We start from the raw sequence: 15,267 nt of genomic DNA on the forward strand, positions 1-15,267 counted from the left end.
AAAATCGCATCCGTCGTACACCCTCGTGAATGGATGCCGTGCCCATCGTGCCCCCTTTGTTCTGGGGCACCAAAAACACGACACTTCACGAGCTACAAACAGGCGACAGATCACGCGCTACCGACAAAGAATACGGTGTTCGTTGCCGCCGCTTTTCGCGGCCGGTACGCTGGTGAAGGTCCGATTCGACCGCCACCGCCGGCGGCCCCAGGATGGCGCAATCCCGTGCTTGACCAGTTGCTGAGTTCTCGCGTCCTGACCATCCATCGCTCTCCGGATTTCGATCATTTCCGGAGCATCGAAAGCCTGGGCGACCACAGGAGCATTCCGCTGCACTGGCGGGATTTTGCCGCCAGCTTCGCGGCGGTGACGCTCAAGTCCTGCTCGATCTACCTGCAACGCAGCTTCCCGCGCATCCTGCAGGCGCGATACATCTCAACCGGCGCCATCATCGGCTTCGGGATAGACGACACGGTGTCCGCCATCATCGACGGGGTGGAGGCCCCGCCATCGTCAGTGCTGCTCGTCAAGGGCCAGGCGACTTGCGAGATCGTCGAGCCGCACGCCAATCTGAGCGCATTGATCAAGTTCGATGCGATCGAGGATCGCGGCTGGCCGAGCGAGGTGGCCGGAGCCCGGCTCATCGCGGCGCAACCGGCCGCGCTGGCGGCGCTTCGGTCGGTGACGCGCGACATTCTCCTGCTCGCATCGAACTCGGCCGATCTGCTGGCGCAGCCGCAGGTGATCGACCAGCTCGAGGAATCGCTGCTGCGGGCGACGGATCATGTCTTGCAAACGCCCTCGCTGCCGGGCGTTGCCGGGCGCGTGGACCTCAACGACTATCTGCACCTTGTGCGCGGGCTCGATGAATTCCTGCAGCACAACGCAGGGAAGGTGGTTTACAGCGCCGATCTCGCCAGGACCTTCGGTGTCCCGGTGCGGACACTGAACAACGCGGTGGTTGCCATCCGCGGCATGAGCATGCACCGCTACATCAGGCTGCGGCGGCTTTGGAGCGTGCGGCAGCAGTTGGTGCAGGGCGCCACGGCCGGGAGCTTGAAGGCGATCGCGCTGGCCCACGGCTTCTGGCACATGGGCGAGTTCCGGGCGCTCTACCGCGAGCTGTTCGGCGAGACGCCGCAGCAGACCCTGGAGGCTCCCCGGCGGGGCCAGAGCCTGCCGGCCGACCGCTGGCAATCTCAACCTTACGGAACCCTCCGTTAACCAACGGTCGGCTAGCTTGCCGCCAAAACCGCGAAGGTTGCGTCAGCAGGGCCTCAGGACCACCGATTTTTGCTTTGGGGATCGGGGTTCGCAGAATGATCAAGCTCAATCGCATCGGCAACAAGCTTGGCCTTGCCGGCGCCGTCGGCGTGCTGTTCTCGGTTGGCCTGGTGGCCAATCAAATGATGTCCGAAGCCGAGATTGCCGCCGCCAACCAGCGCACCGCCCGCTCCCAGCGCGTGATCGACGGCGCTTCCGCCGCCGAGCTCGATTTGCGGATGATCCAGCTCTCCGAACGCACCATTCGCCTCGCCAGGACGGCGGACGAGGTCAACAGGAATCTGGCTGAAATGCAGCGCTTCAAATCGGCTCAGAAGAAGGTGCTCGACGAGACGCTGCAAAGCGCGCAAAGCAAGGACATCAAGAATCGGCTGGAGAAGATCCAGTCCCTGATGGATTCCTACACCGAGGGCGTCGAGGAGCTCGCCACGGCGCAAAGGACCTCGCTCGAGGAGATCGAGAAGCGGGACACGATTTCCGGGGAATGGTACCGGGCGTTCCAGAACAGCCTCAACTCGTCCGTGTTCGCGCGTATCGACAACCAGCTGGAAATCGAGGGGCTGTTCTATCAGGCCGATTCCAAGGTCAATGCGTTGCGCGCGCTGGTCTGGCGCTTTGGCGCCACCGGCGAAACCAAGCTGGTCAACACCATCGGCCACAACAAGACGCAGCTTGCAACGCTCCTCAAGCAGACGCGGGACCGGAGCGATGAGAAGAAGCTTCACGAGCTGGTCGATGGACTGGGCAAGATCATCACGCGCTTTCTCGAGGTCACCGATCAATCCGTGAAGACCGAGGCCTTGAAGGCCGAGATCGCGGGCCGCGCGGTGAAGCTCGTGGAGGAGGCCGGCGCCCTGATGGACGCCCAGGTCGGGATCTCGCGGGAGAACGCCAGGGCCTCGCGCGAGGAGGCGGCCGCCGTCGTCGCCCGGGCCAGCCGGATCAGCCTGGCGATCGGCGCGCTGACGGTGATCGCGTTGATCGCTTCGGTCATATTCTCGTTCTTCGGCGTCGCGCGTCCGATGACGCGGCTGAACGGCGCGCTCGGCGAAATGGCCGGCGGCAACCTCGACGTCGTGATTCCCGGCGCTGGCCGCGGCGACGAGATCGGCGACCTCGCCAAGACCGTGACGGTGATCCGCAAGAACGCCGAACAGAAGGCGCACGACGAGGCCGAGACCAAGACGAGGGAAGACCAGATCGCCGCCGAGCGCCGCCGCGCCGACATGGTCAGGCTGGCCGACCGGTTCGAAAGCGCGGTCGGCGAGATCGTCGAGACCGTATCCTCGGCCTCGACCGAGCTGGAGACGTCGGCGACGATGCTGACGAAAACCGCCGAGCGCTCGCAGGAGCTCACCACCCTGGTGGCGGCGGCGTCCGAGGAAGCCTCCACCAACGTGCAGTCGGTGGCTTCCGCCACGGAAGAGCTGTCGTCGTCGGTCAACGAGATCAGCCGGCAGGTGCAGGAATCGGCGCGAATGGCGGGCGAGGCGGTCGATCAGGCGCGCCGGACCAACGAGCGCGTCAGCGCGCTGTCCAAGGCCGCCGCCCGCATCGGCGACGTGGTCGAGCTGATCAACACCATTGCCGCGCAGACCAATCTGCTCGCGCTCAACGCCACCATCGAGGCGGCGCGGGCGGGCGAAGCCGGCCGCGGCTTTGCGGTGGTGGCTTCCGAGGTGAAGGCGCTGGCCGAGCAGACCTCGAAGGCGACCGGCGAGATCGGCCAGCAGATCACCGGCATCCAGGGCGCCACCGAAGAGTCGGTTGGCGCTATCAAGGAGATCAGCGCAACCATCGAGAAGCTGTCGGAGATTTCCTCGACCATCGCCGCGGCCGTGGAAGAGCAGGGCGCTGCGACGCAGGAGATTTCCCGCAACGTGCAGCAGGCCGCCCACGGCACGCAGCAGGTCTCCTCCAACATCACCGACGTGCAGCGCGGCGCCGGCGAGACCGGATCGGCCTCCTCGCAGCTGCTGGCCGCGGCACAGTCGCTGTCGGGCGACAGCAGCCGGCTGAAGGACGAGGTCGGCAAGTTCCTCGATAGTGTGCGGGCGGCCTAAGCCACCCGCCACTCCAGCATGCCGTCGTCGGCGGTGACGATGTCACCTGTCGTGCCGACGGGCGCGCGGTTCATGTTGAGGAGATGCGCCAGCGTCTTGGTATCGCTGGCCGGAATCCGCCCGAGCGTCCGGCGGTCGTCCTCAGTGCGCAGCATGGTGACGCCATGCTCGATCTCGCCATTGCCGCGGTAGATCACCGTGAAAGCCTCGACCTTGCCCTTGCCGGCGGCCTCGGTGACGAAGTCGGGGACCCTCCGCCGGTTGCGGTCGGCCTCGGCCTGCACGCTGGTATCCTGCGCGATCGCCGCTTTCGGCGCCGTGCGTGACAGCACCAGCGCATGATGCTTGGTGACGAACCCGCCCTGGCCGTAGAGCAGGCCGAGCCTGCCGCCGCCGCGCAGTTTGCGCACCATCGCGCAGGCCGCATGCGTCATGTAGGTGTTGAGCGGCGCGCCGAAGAAGGTGAGGCCGCCGGCCACCGTCGGCTGCACGTCGGGCCCGAGGCCGAGGGTGCGCCGCGCCATCTTCGGCACGACGGGGAAGCAGCTGTAGAGCTCGATGGCGTCGAACTTCCGGCCGTCGCCCTCGACGAGATCCATGATCGCCTTCAGCACCGCGTTCTGCGGGTGGCTCTCGAAGAACTGGTCACGTACCAGATAGTCGCGCGGCTCGTCCGCCGACGCGCCGCCGAGCGCGTAGACGATGCGGTCCTCCGGCACGCCGGCCGCGCGCGCTTTGGCAAGGCTGGTGAGGATCAGCGCGCCGCCCATGTTGACGCTGGGATTGGCGACCATCAGCTTGGTGTAAGGCCAGGCGATCAGCCGGTTGTCCGGCGTCGGCGTCGTGATCTCGTCCGGTGCAAACTTCTTCTTCAGCCATGAGTTGGGGTTTTGCGCCGCGACGCCGGCAAAGGTCGACCAGAGCTCGCCGGATTCGGCCAGTGCCTGGCCCGGCGTCTGCCCCCAATGCGCCGACGTCGCGCTCTCGTAGAGGGGATACACCGTGATCGGCCGGAACACGCCGAGCTTGACGGCAAGCGGCTTCTGGAACGCCGCGCCGCGCTTCGGCTCTTCCACGTCATGGGCGAACGGCGTCCAGGGCAGCGTGACTTTTGCGCGCTCGGCCTTGGTCGCGGTCGATTGCGCCTCGGCGCCGCACACCGCCGCCACGCTGCATTCGCCGCGCGCGATGCGCTGCGCCGCTTCGTGCAGATAGCGGATCGGACTTTCGCCGCCGACCGGGCCGTAATAGCAATGCGCCGGCTTTGCGCCGATCCGCGCAGCCAGCAGTTTCTCCGGATCGCGGTAACGCCAGCTCAGGAAATTGACCACGTCGAGCGACTGGATCTCGCCGAGCAGTCTTGCGCCGGAGTCCGCCTCTGCGCGCCTGAGCGCTTCTTCGAGCAGCGCGAGCGGTTCGAGACCGGCGGCGATTTCCTTCGGCCGGTCGACGATTTCGCCGACGCCGACGATGACGGGAATGCGGTCTTCGGGGATGTTAGCCATTCTTGTTTTTGCTTCCATTGAACGATTGCTGCCTCATTCGTCATTGCGAGGAGCGAAGCGACGAAGCAATCCATAGCTCCGCGAGCCGATGGATGGATTGCTTCGCTTCGCTCGCAATGACGGCGGTGGTTGCCGTGATGGCGGTGGCTACTCCGCCACCAGCGAGTTCATGTGCTCGACGGCCTCGATGAACTCTTCCTTGAATTCCTGCACCACGGCGCCGGCCGATTTCACGCTGTCGACGAGGCCGACGCCCTGGCCGACGAAATAGCTGACGAGGTCGCGCGCCTGCGCGTTGCCGGCGGCGGCGGCGCGGTCGATCGAGTTGAAGGCGTCGCGGCTGATGATGCTCTGCAGCGGCATCGGCAGCGCGCCCGGACTTTCCGGCGCGCGGTCCCATGCGTCGGTCCACACCGAGCGCAGCTGCCGCGCCGGTTTTCCGGTGCGGCCGCGCGAGCGGATCGCATCGCGCGAGGAGGCGGCGATCATCTTTTCGCGGAATATCTCGGTGGTTTCCGACTCTACCGTCGCCAGCCACACCGATCCCGTCCACACGCCGGCGGCGCCCATCGCCATCGCGGCCGCCATCTGCCGGCCCGTCATGATGCCGCCGGCCGCCAGCACCGGTACGTCGCGGATGCCCTTCACCGCCTTGATCACTTCGGGCACCACCACCATGGTGGAGACTTCGCCGCAGTGCCCGCCCGCTTCGGTGCCTTGCGCCACCAGGATGTCGACGCCCGCTGCGACCTGCCGTACCGCGTGCTCCTTGGCGCCGACCAGGGCCGCGACGGGCACGTCGTGCTTCTTGCCCATGGCGATCATTTCCGTCGGCGGCACGCCGAGCGCGTTCGCGATCAGGCGGATCGGATGGCTGAACGAGACCTCAAGCACCTCCATGGCACGACGCGCATCGAACGGCTGCGGCTGGTTGTCGGCAACATTCGTGGTCTGCAGCTCGATGCCGTACTTGTTGAGAAGGCTCTTGGTGTAGTCGCGATGCTGCTGCGGAATGCGCGCTTCCAGGCTCTTCCAGGTGACGTCCTTCTCGCCCGCGGTCGAGATGTTCTCGGGGATCAGGACGTCGACGCCGTAGGGCTTGCCGTCGACGTGCTCGTCGATCCATTTCAGCTCCTGCTCCACCGTCTCCGGCGAATGCGCGGTCGCGCCGAGCACGCCAAAGCCGCCGGCGCGGCTGACCGCGGCGACGACGTCGCGGCAATGGCTGAAGGCGAACAGGGGAAACTCGATGCCCAGCATGTCACAGATCGGCGATTTCATGTTTCTCTCCCGGCGGCGGCCTTGGCGGCGCTCGTTCTTGATTTGCGTGGCTGTCGGAACGCTAGCCCATCCCGGGCGGGAAAGCCAAGCGGCCGGCGCATGGCCCGTTGTTCTACGTGCCTACAGCCAATTCCGCAGGCCGGAACGGCAGTTTTGCGTCTTGCGCTTTCACGCTGCGCAGAGAATGCTGTCGGCCAAGCAAGAACAATTTCGGGAGAATTCGTCGATGTCCATGTTTTGCATCGTCCCGGAATGACGAAATCCAATCTGGAGTGAAGAAGTGAGCGACGCCCCTCCAACGAACGCCTACGAACCGCCCAAGGTCTGGACCTGGAACAAGGAGAGTGGCGGCAGGTTCGCTGCCATCAACCGCCCGATCGCCGGACCGACGCATGAGAAAGATCTTCCGGTCGGCCGTCACCCGATGCAGCTTTATTCGCTGGCGACGCCGAATGGCGTGAAAGCCACCGTGATGCTTGAGGAGCTGCTCGAGCTCGGCCACAAGGGCGCCGAGTATGACGGCTGGCTGATCAAGATCGACGGCGAGCAATTCAGCAGCGGCTTTGTCGAAGTCAACCCGAATTCGAAAATCCCCGCGCTGATGGATCGCAGCGGCAAGGAGCCGATCCGCGTGTTCGAGTCCGCTTCCATCCTGGTCTACCTGGCGGAGAAATTCGGCGCCTTTCTGCCGGTCGACACCAAGACACGCGCCGAATGTTTCTCATGGCTGTTCTGGCAGATGGGCAGTGCGCCGTTCCTCGGCGGCGGGTTCGGCCACTTCTATGCCTATGCGCCGAGCAAGATCGAATACGCCATCGACCGCTACGCCATGGAAGTGAAGCGCCAGCTCGACGTGCTCGATCGAAGGCTTGGCGAAGTCGAATACCTCTCCGGGGGCGATTACTCGATCGCCGACATCGCCGTGTGGCCATGGTACGGCGCGCTCGCCAAGGGGCTGCTTTATGGCGCCGGCGAATTCCTCTCCGTGCAGGACTACAAGAACGTGCAGCGCTGGACAGATGCGATCGCCAAGCGTCCGGCAGTGCAGCGCGGCCGCATGGTCAACCGCACCTGGGGCGATCCGGCCAGCCAGCTGCACGAGCGCCACGACGCCGGCGACTTCCAGACCAGGACGCAGGACAAGATCGGCGAGCCCGCGAAAGAGTGACAAAAAACGTAGGGCGGATTGGCGAAGCGTAATCCGCCGCGCCGCGCGTAAACGAGAATGGCGGATTACGCCTGACGGCTAATCCGCCCTACGCAGCTGCAACAGGGGGACACCATGGGCTTCGTCGAAAAAGGCGCCGTGCGCATCCACTACGAGGAAGCAGGCAGCGGCTACCCGCTGCTGCTGATCGCCGGCGGCGGATTGAATTCGTGCATCGAGCGCATCACCGGTCCGTATCCGCCGTTCAACGCCATGAAGGAATTTTCCAACGAGTACCGCTGCGTCGCCTTCGACCTGCGCAACGCGCCGCCCGGGCAATCCTCAGGACCGCTCGAGATCGATCGTCCCTGGGATTCCCACACCGACGATCAGCTCGCGCTGATGGATCATCTCGGCTGCCAGAAATTCATGGTGCTCGGCTTCTGCATCGGGGGCCCCCTGATCTGGAATCTGCTGAAGCGTGCGCCCGACCGCGTCGCCGCCGCCGTGCTGGCGATGCCGAGCGGCTCGCGGCCGGAGCTGCGCGATTACTTCTACGACGCCAACATGACCGGCTGGGCGCCGGAGCTGGTGAAGCGCCGGAGCGACATCACCATGGAGCGGGCGGAGAGATTCCTGACGCGGATGTACCGCACCAATCCGGATTTCGTGTTCACCGTGACGCGCGATTTCGTAAAGAGCTGCCAAACACCGGTGCTGATCCTGCCCGACGATATCCCGGCGCACCCCTACGCGGTCGCCATGGAGACCGCGCTGCTGGCGCCGAACGCGGAAGTGAGCATGTTTCCATGGAAGGAGCCGCCCGAGCGGGTGCCGCTGGCGGTGCGGCAGATCCGCTCCTTCCTGCGCGCGCACCGGCCGGGGGCTTGATCACCGGTATCTCTGCCGTCATTGCGAGCGAAGCGAAGCAATCCAGCTTGCCTTCATCGCGACAAGAAAGCTGGATTGCGTCGTCGCTTCGCTCCTCGCAATGACGGTGCTATTTCCCCACAGGCCCCTGCGCGGCCGGAAAGATCACCCGGTCATCCGTGCGGCAATAACGATCCGCGAACATGCGCCCGATCGGATGATAGCGCTCCATGTGTACGCGCATGGCCTCGCGGTCCCACAGCTCGTCGCGGATATGGAAGTTGACGCCTTCGCCCATGACGAGCACGCGGTCGCCGTTGACGTCGATGATCTTCCACGTCTTGCACTCCATCGCCCAGGGCGTATCGGCTAGCCGCGGCACCGCCACCTTGGAGGAGGGCGCGAGCTTCAAACCGAGCCAGGACGGCTCGCCGATCTCGGGTGGAAAATCGCCCGAGGATTCGTGCATCGCCTGCGCCAGCGGCTCGTCGGTGAGATTGACCACGAACTCGCCGCTGCGCCGGATGTTGACCAGCGTATCCTTGGGCCTTCCGTCCGCCCGGTTGTTGGACGCGAACATGCAGAGTGGCGGGGCCTCGCAGAACACGTTGAAGAAGCTGAACGGCGCGGCATTCACCACGCCCGTGGGCCCGACCGTCGTCACCCAGGCGATCGGCCGCGGCAGCACGAACGACGTCAGCACCTTGTAGCGCTCGCGCTGGCTGAGATCGGATGGCGCATATTCCACCATGGTGCGCTCTCAGAACGCCGTGTAGCCGCCGTCAATCACGAAGCAATCGGCGGTGTGATAGGACGAGGCCTTGCTCATCAGGTAGACGGCGATGCCGCCGAAATCGGAGGGCTCGCCGAAGCGGCGCACCGGAATGCGCGGCATCACATTGGCGACGAACTTGTCGTTGGCCATCAGCCCGGAGGTCATGTCGCTCTTGATCCAGCCGGGCAGGATGGCATTCGCTGTGACGCCGTAGCGCGCCAGCTCCACCGCGAGCGCGCGGCACAGCGCGTTCAGCGCCGCCTTGGTGCCGGCATAATGCTCGTTGCGCGCGGTGCCGAACAGCGAGGCGAGGCTGGACGTCGCAACGAGGCGGCCGAACTTGTCGCCGGCCTCCGCACGCTCGGTCATGTGCCTGGCCGCGGCCTGGAAGGCATGGAACACACCGTCGAGATTGGTTGCGAACATCCGGCGCCACTCTTCCTCGGTGCGGTCGATGAAGGCGCGCCGTCCGCCGCCGCCGATGCCGGCATTGGCGAAGCAGCCGTCGACCCGGCCGAAGCTGTCGAGCGTAGCCTTCATCGCATCTTTCACCGAGGCGGGGTCGGTGACGTCGCAGACCAGCGCCTGGACTTTGCCGGGACCTGCGGCCATCGTCGCGGCGGCGGCCTTGTTCTTCTCGGCGTTGCGGCCCCAGATCGAGACGTTGCAGCCACTCAACGCAAGTGCCTGCGCGATGCCGAGCCCGATACCGCCATTGCCGCCGGTAATGACGGCCGTGCGGCCGGTGAGGTCGAAGATGCTCATTGGCGTTTCCTTGTTTTCATTTCTCGCGCCGGGCTCTAGATGTGCATTCGGCGCAGGGTGACGTTCTGGCCCAACCATGGACAAGCCCGCTTCAAAAATCAAATATGGGTGCGAAACCCACCGCGCGGAAAACGCGGGAAGCACCCCGAGAGGAAACAATGCAGTTCAAGCACGTCACGCTGGAATTCGATGGATCGGTCGCGATCCTCCGGCTCGACCATCAGGAAGTCATGAATGCCGTGTCGATCGACATGCTGGGCGGGCTTGCCGAAGCGCTCGACGAGATCGACGAAAGGCGGGCCGACGTGCGCTGCCTCGTCATCACCGGCGCGGGCCGCGCCTTCTGCACCGGCGCCAACCTTCAGGGCCGCAGCCAGCAGAAGCCGGGCCGCAGCAACGCGGGTGCGGCGCTGGAGACCGCGTTCCATCCGTTCCTGCGCCGGCTGCGCAAGCTGCATTGCCCGATCGTCACGGCGGTGAACGGCCCCGCCGCCGGCGCCGGGATGAGTTTTGCCTTGATGGGCGACATGATCCTGTGCGGACGCTCGGCCTATTTCCTGCAGGCGTTCCGCCGCATCGGCCTGGTGCCGGACTGCGGCTCGACCTGGCTGCTGCCGCGTCTCGTCGGAAAGGCGCGGGCCATCGAGCTGTCGTTGATGGGCGAGCGGCTGCCGGCGGAGAAGGCGCTGGAATGGGGCCTCGTCAACCGCGTCCATGACGACGCCGCGCTGATGGACGAGGCGATGAAGCTCGCGAACGAGCTTGCGAGCGGGCCGACGGTGGCGTTGTCGCTGATCAGAAAGCTCTATTGGGACAGCCCGGAAAATTCTTTCGAGGAGCAGCTCAACCTCGAATTCGAATCGCAGCGCATCGCCGGCGGCGCCGAGGATTTCAAGGAAGGCGTCACCGCCTTCCTCGAGAAGCGCCCCGCAAAGTTCAAGGGCAAATGATCGAGGCCGATCTCGGACGCTGTGTCGCCGGCTTCTATCCCGGTGCGAGCGGCGTTGCCGGCGCCGCCAAACTTTCCGGCGGCGCCAGCCAGGAGACGTGGACGTTCGACATCGTCCATCCCTCCGGCAATGTCGGCGCGATCCTGCGCCGCGCGCCGCCGGGCTATGGCGCCTCGCCATCGCGCGCCGCGGGGCTCGATGCCGAGGCGACGCTGATGCAGCTCGCCTTTGACGCCGGCCTGCCGTCGCCGCGCGTGCTGCATGTGCTGAAAGAGGAGGAGGGGCTCGGCCGCGGCTTCATCATGGCGCGCGTCGAGGGCGAAACCATCGCGCGAAAGATCCTGCGCGACGAGGAATTCGCCAAGGCGCGCCCGTTGCTGGCGCGCCAGCTCGGCAAGGTCGCCGCCGGCATTCATTCGCTGCCGCAGGCAAAGCTGCCGAAGCTGCGCAGCATGACTTCGACACAGGAGATCGCCGACCTCGGGCGCGAGTACCGCAGTTTCGACCGGCCGCGGCCGGTGTTCGAGCTGGCGCTGCGCTGGCTCGCCGACCACGATCCGGGCGCGTCGCGCGAGGTCACGCTGGTGCATGGCGATTTCCGCCACGGCAACCTCATCATCGGTCCCGACGGCGTGCGCGCGGTGCTGGACTGGGAGCTCGCGCATCTCGGCGACCCCATGGAGGACCTCGGCTGGATCTGCGTCAATTCCTGGCGCTTCGGCGAGATCGACAAGCCGGTCGGCGGCTTCGGCTCGCGCGAGGATCTGTTTGCGGGTTACGAGGAAGCCGGCCGCAAGGTCGTTCCCGATCGCGTCATGTTCTGGGAAGTCATGGGCACGCTGCGCTGGGGCATCATGTGCTGCGGCATGATGCAGCGTTTCCGCAGCGGCCCCGACCATTCCATGGAGCGCGCCATGATCGGCCGCCGCGCCTCGGAGACGGAGATCGATTTGCTGAGATTGCTCGCGCCGCGCGCATGATCCCGAAAAGTGGGAACCGATTTTCGGATAAGATCATGCGCAATGGAAGAGGAGGCTAGCGTGCAGGACGAACCGACACCCACCGAACTGATCAAGGCCGTTGCGGATTTCCTCCGTACCGAGATCGCGCCCGCCGTCAAGGGCCACAACGCCTTCAAGCTTCGCGTCGGCATCAACGCGCTCGACCTCGTCACGCGCCAGCTCGCGCAGGAAGGACCGGGCGACGCCGCGGAAGCCGTGCGGCTGAAAGCGTTGCTCGGCATCGACGGCTCGGTAACGGAACTCAACCGCGCGCTGGCCGAGAAGATCGCCAAAGGCGAGGTGGATTTGAGTACGCCCGGACTGAAGGAGCATCTCTGGCAGACCACGATGGACAAACTCGCGGTCGATCAGCCGAACTATGCGTCGTACAAGAGGGAATTGGGGAATAAGGCGTAGCGGTTTCCCCACGTCGTTCCGGGATGGTCCGAAGGACCAGACCTCAGATGCGCAATTGCGCATCGGGGAACCTCGAGATTCCGGGTTCGCCTCTTCGAGGCGCCCCGGAATGACCGCGCTGAGCGCGGTCACCGCCCCAGCCATTTCGGCGGGCGCTTCTCCGCGAATGCCTTCGGGCCCTCGATGTAGTCCTGCGACGCCGCCATCGCCTTCACGGCCGGATAGTCGCGCTGCTCGGCGATGGCCTGCTCCAGCGACACGTTCAGCCCCTTCTGGATCGCCTGCTTCGAGGCGCGGATCGACATCGGCGAGTTCCTGGCGATCGTCTCCGCCCAGCGCTCGGCCGCCGCGAGCGCTTCGCCCGCCGGCACCACCTCGTTGACGAAGCCCAGGTCAAAGCCTTCCCTGGCGCTGACGTGGCGCGCGGTGAGTATCATGCCCATGGCGCGCTTCAGCCCGATCTGGCGCGGCAGGCGGTGCACGCCGCCGGCGAGTGCGGCAAGGCCGACGCGCGGTTCGGGCAGGGCGAAGGTCGCGTTCTCCGAGGCAATGATGAGATCGCAGGCGAGCGCGATCTCGAAGCCGCCGCCCATGGCGACGCCGTTCACCGCAGCGATGATCGGCTTGTCGCAGTCGAAGCGGGAGGTCAGGCCGGCAAAGCCGCCCTTGTCCCAACCGCGTTTGCCGCCCGCCGCCTGCCATTTCAAATCGTTGCCGGCGCAGAACGCCTTGTCGCCGGCACCGGTGACGATCGCCACCCACTGCTCGGGATCGGCGGAGAAATCGTCGAACACCTTGTCGAGCTCGAAATGCGCATCGATATGCAGCGCGTTGTAGACTTCCGGACGGGACAGCGTGATGGTCGTGATCGGCCCCTTGCGCGTCACCTTGGAAAATTTCAGGTCCATTTCGTCTCCCTCTTGATTTTCTGTGGCGAAGAATTCGCGCTAAGTGTAGCGCCGGCCAACGGCCCGATGCCATCCAATTACGCAACGCCCCCGCGCATGCCAAGGCCGATTCCCTTGCTTGACTTGGAAAGCGCCATCTCCGCTAAATCGATCCTGAACAGCCGCGCTGCGTAGCGTCTAAACGCAAGCGCCGACAAGCAATGGTTTTCGGGAGAGACGCCTTGGATTTCAACCTGCCTGCCGACCTCACTGCCTATCTCGCCGAACTCGACCGCTTCATCGAGCGCGAGATCAAGCCGCTGGAGGAGGCCGACGACAACATCCGATTCTTCGACCATCGCCGCGAATGGGCGCGCACCGATTTCGACAATGGCGGCCTGCCGCGCCATGAATGGGAAGCGCTGCTGCGCAAGGCGAAGAACCTGGCCGACGCCGCCGGCCATTTGCGCTTCGCGATCCCGAAGCGATACGGCGGCAAGGACGGTTCCAACCTCTGGATGGCCGTGATCCGCGAGCACTTTGCGGCAAAGGGTCTAGGCCTGCACAACGACCTGCAGAACGAGCACTCCATCGTCGGCAATCTTCCCCTCGTCACCATGCTCGACCGCTACGGCACCGACGAGCAGAAAGCGATGATCGACGGTTCCATCACCGGCAAGTATCGCATCACCTTTGGTCTGACGGAGCCCGAGCACGGCTCCGACGCCACGCATATGGAAACCAGGGCGGTGCCGGCGACGCGCGACAACGTCAAGGGCTGGATCATCAACGGCGAGAAGATGTGGACGACAGGCATGCACGTCGCCACCCACTGCGCGTTGTTCGCGCGCACGTCGGGCAATGACGGCGATGCGCGCGGCATCAGCTGCTTCCTGGTGACGGCGAAATCGCCGGGCGTGAAGGTCGAGCAATATCTGTGGACCTTCAACATGCCGACCGATCACCCGCGCGTCAGTTTTACGGACGTGTTCGTGCCCGACGATGCGCTGTTCGGCGAGGTCGGCCGCGGTCTGTCGCTGGCGCAATGCTTCGTGCATGAGAACCGCATCCGCCAGGCGGCAAGCTCGCTCGGCGCCGCTGTCTACTGCATCAATGAGAGTGTGAAATACGCGCGCGAGCGCAAGCCGTTCGGCAAGGCGCTGGCCGAGAACCAGGCCATCCAGTGGCCGCTGGTGGAGCTTGCGACCCAAGCCGAGATGCTGCGCCTTTTGATCCGCAAGACCGCCTGGGAGATGGACCAGCTGACGCAGGCGCAAGTCGAGCACACGCTGTCCGACCGCGTCTCCATGTGCAACTTCTGGGCAAACCGGCTCTGCTGCGAGGCCGCCGACCGCGCCATGCAGGTGCATGGCGGCATGGGCTATTCCCGCCACAAGCCGTTCGAGCACATCTACCGCCACCACCGCCGCTACCGCATCACCGAAGGCAGCGAGGAGATCCAGAAGCGGAAAGTGGCCGGCTTCCTGTTCGGCTATATGGGGGCGGGGAAATATTGAATGAGGTTAGATCGAGCACGGCTCTCCAGCTCTCCCCATCGGGGAGAGGCACAGGCCGCCCTTGGCGGCCGTTCTTAAGAGACGCCGAAGCGAAGCTTCGGCTGTGGCGAAGCGCCGGGTGAGGGCTCTTTCGTCATATGATAGAGCTTAACCCCTCACCCGGAACGCATCTGCCGATGCGTTCCGACCTCTCCCAAGGGAGAGGTGAAGGGAACCTGCGAAACGACTAGGCCAGGAGCGAGCGATGGAAGGTGGATGCACGTGCCGGAATATTCGTTATCGCCTCCACGGCAAGCCGATGATCGTGCACGCCTGCCATTGCAGCTGGTGCCAGCGCGAGACCGGCACCGTGCACGCCCTCAATGCGCTATACGAGGCCGACCGCGTCGAGCATATTGGCGCCGAGCCCGAGATCATCGACACGCCCTCGGCCAGCGGCAAGGGCCAGCGCATCGCGCGCTGTCCGGTGTGCAAGGTCGCGGTCTGGAGCAACTATCCGGGCTCGGGGCCGGCGGTGCGGTTCGTGCGCGTCGGCACCATGGATGATCCGAGCCAGTGCCCGCCGGACGTCCACATCTTCACGTCGACAAAACAGCCGTGGGTGATATTGCCGCCGGGCGCGAAGGCCTATGCCGAATTCTACGACAATCCCGCCGAGGTCTGGTCGGATGAAGCCAGGGCCCGCCACCGTGCGGTGCGGGAGAAGATGAAGAAGTAGGGGCGGCTCTCACCACCGTCATTGCGAGCCACCGGGTCGCGCGAACGCGCGCCCGATGACAGGCTCCGCGAAGCAATCCATCTGTCC

At 65.2% G+C, this 15,267-nt stretch carries 14 protein-coding genes; 9 read left to right on the forward strand and 5 right to left on the reverse strand.

The window, feature by feature from the left end:
* On the forward strand, positions 1-1,224 hold a 1,224-nt coding region (locus tag ACT4OC_RS26255), incomplete at its 5' end, for a helix-turn-helix domain-containing protein (RefSeq protein WP_444841955.1).
* A 95-nt stretch (positions 1,225-1,319) separates the two neighbouring features.
* Entirely contained in the window at positions 1,320-3,347 is a 2,028-nt protein-coding gene (locus ACT4OC_RS26260) for a methyl-accepting chemotaxis protein (protein ID WP_444841956.1), read from the forward strand.
* Here ACT4OC_RS26260 and ACT4OC_RS26265 read toward each other — a convergent pair.
* A complete protein-coding gene (locus tag ACT4OC_RS26265; RefSeq protein ID WP_444841957.1) occupies positions 3,344-4,852 on the reverse strand; it encodes an acetyl-CoA acetyltransferase in 1,509 nt (502 codons plus the stop codon). The two genes, ACT4OC_RS26260 and ACT4OC_RS26265, sit on opposite strands and share 4 nt — an antisense overlap.
* Positions 4,853-4,999: 147 nt before the next feature.
* Complete coding sequence (locus ACT4OC_RS26270) at positions 5,000-6,133, reverse strand: nitronate monooxygenase (RefSeq protein WP_444841958.1); 1,134 nt, start codon at positions 6,131-6,133, stop codon at positions 5,000-5,002.
* A gap of 280 nt (positions 6,134-6,413) precedes the next feature.
* Between ACT4OC_RS26270 and yghU the strand changes: the two genes are divergently transcribed.
* The gene (gene yghU, locus ACT4OC_RS26275; protein WP_444841959.1) at positions 6,414-7,301 is read left to right on the forward strand and encodes a glutathione-dependent disulfide-bond oxidoreductase; all 888 of its coding nucleotides are present in this window, start codon (positions 6,414-6,416) and stop codon (positions 7,299-7,301) included.
* Between the two features lie 114 nt (positions 7,302-7,415).
* On the forward strand, positions 7,416-8,171 hold the full coding sequence (locus ACT4OC_RS26280) for an alpha/beta fold hydrolase (protein WP_444841960.1): 756 nt from the start codon (positions 7,416-7,418) through the stop codon (positions 8,169-8,171).
* Positions 8,172-8,280: 109 nt separating this feature from the next.
* On the opposite strand, the gene ACT4OC_RS26285 is transcribed toward ACT4OC_RS26280, so the two are convergent.
* Positions 8,281-8,898, reverse strand: a complete 618-nt coding sequence (locus tag ACT4OC_RS26285; RefSeq protein ID WP_444841994.1) for a flavin reductase family protein — start codon at positions 8,896-8,898, stop codon at positions 8,281-8,283.
* A 12-nt stretch (positions 8,899-8,910) separates the two neighbouring features.
* Positions 8,911-9,690, reverse strand: coding sequence for an SDR family NAD(P)-dependent oxidoreductase (locus tag ACT4OC_RS26290; protein WP_444841961.1), 780 nt, complete (start codon positions 9,688-9,690; stop codon positions 8,911-8,913).
* Positions 9,691-9,848: 158 nt separating this feature from the next.
* On the opposite strand from ACT4OC_RS26290, the gene ACT4OC_RS26295 reads away from it, so the two are divergent.
* The 3 genes from ACT4OC_RS26295 to ACT4OC_RS26305 are packed head-to-tail and all read left to right on the forward strand — an operon-like array spanning position 9,849 to position 12,058.
* Positions 9,849-10,640, forward strand: a complete 792-nt coding sequence (locus ACT4OC_RS26295) for an enoyl-CoA hydratase/isomerase (RefSeq protein WP_444841962.1) — start codon at positions 9,849-9,851, stop codon at positions 10,638-10,640.
* The gene (locus tag ACT4OC_RS26300; RefSeq protein WP_444841963.1) at positions 10,637-11,620 is read left to right on the forward strand and encodes a phosphotransferase family protein; all 984 of its coding nucleotides are present in this window, start codon (positions 10,637-10,639) and stop codon (positions 11,618-11,620) included. Before ACT4OC_RS26295 ends, ACT4OC_RS26300 begins: the two co-directional genes overlap by 4 nt.
* A gap of 60 nt (positions 11,621-11,680) precedes the next feature.
* On the forward strand, positions 11,681-12,058 hold the full coding sequence (locus ACT4OC_RS26305; protein ID WP_444841964.1) for a DUF6285 domain-containing protein: 378 nt from the start codon (positions 11,681-11,683) through the stop codon (positions 12,056-12,058).
* Between the two features lie 128 nt (positions 12,059-12,186).
* On the opposite strand, the gene ACT4OC_RS26310 is transcribed toward ACT4OC_RS26305, so the two are convergent.
* Positions 12,187-12,966, reverse strand: a complete 780-nt coding sequence (locus tag ACT4OC_RS26310) for an enoyl-CoA hydratase-related protein (protein ID WP_444841965.1) — start codon at positions 12,964-12,966, stop codon at positions 12,187-12,189.
* 221 nt (positions 12,967-13,187) lie between these two features.
* Here ACT4OC_RS26310 and ACT4OC_RS26315 point away from each other — a divergent pair, with 221 nt between their 5' ends.
* Together ACT4OC_RS26315 and ACT4OC_RS26320 are read left to right on the forward strand one after the other, a co-directional pair.
* Positions 13,188-14,462 carry an acyl-CoA dehydrogenase family protein gene (locus ACT4OC_RS26315; protein ID WP_444841966.1) on the forward strand — a complete coding sequence of 425 codons (1,275 nt, stop codon included), beginning with the start codon at positions 13,188-13,190 and terminating at the stop codon, positions 14,460-14,462.
* A gap of 244 nt (positions 14,463-14,706) precedes the next feature.
* The gene (locus ACT4OC_RS26320) at positions 14,707-15,180 is read left to right on the forward strand and encodes a GFA family protein (protein ID WP_444841967.1); all 474 of its coding nucleotides are present in this window, start codon (positions 14,707-14,709) and stop codon (positions 15,178-15,180) included.
* Positions 15,181-15,267 lie beyond the last annotated feature (87 nt).

This window comes from Bradyrhizobium sp. (assembly GCF_052389815.1).
In the GTDB taxonomy this organism is placed as follows: domain Bacteria; phylum Pseudomonadota; class Alphaproteobacteria; order Rhizobiales; family Xanthobacteraceae; genus Bradyrhizobium.

Coding starts and splice junctions, on each gene's coding strand:
- ACT4OC_RS26300 (WP_444841963.1), top strand. CDS start 10,637: ATGATCGAGGCCGATCTCGGACGCTGTGTCGCCGGCTTCTATCCCGGT.
- ACT4OC_RS26295 (WP_444841962.1), top strand. CDS start 9,849: ATGCAGTTCAAGCACGTCACGCTGGAATTCGATGGATCGGTCGCGATC.
- ACT4OC_RS26260 (WP_444841956.1), top strand. CDS start 1,320: ATGATCAAGCTCAATCGCATCGGCAACAAGCTTGGCCTTGCCGGCGCC.
- ACT4OC_RS26270 (WP_444841958.1), bottom strand. CDS start 6,133: ATGAAATCGCCGATCTGTGACATGCTGGGCATCGAGTTTCCCCTGTTC.
- ACT4OC_RS26280 (WP_444841960.1), top strand. CDS start 7,416: ATGGGCTTCGTCGAAAAAGGCGCCGTGCGCATCCACTACGAGGAAGCA.
- ACT4OC_RS26290 (WP_444841961.1), bottom strand. CDS start 9,690: ATGAGCATCTTCGACCTCACCGGCCGCACGGCCGTCATTACCGGCGGC.
- ACT4OC_RS26265 (WP_444841957.1), bottom strand. CDS start 4,852: ATGGCTAACATCCCCGAAGACCGCATTCCCGTCATCGTCGGCGTCGGC.
- ACT4OC_RS26320 (WP_444841967.1), top strand. CDS start 14,707: ATGGAAGGTGGATGCACGTGCCGGAATATTCGTTATCGCCTCCACGGC.
- ACT4OC_RS26310 (WP_444841965.1), bottom strand. CDS start 12,966: ATGGACCTGAAATTTTCCAAGGTGACGCGCAAGGGGCCGATCACGACC.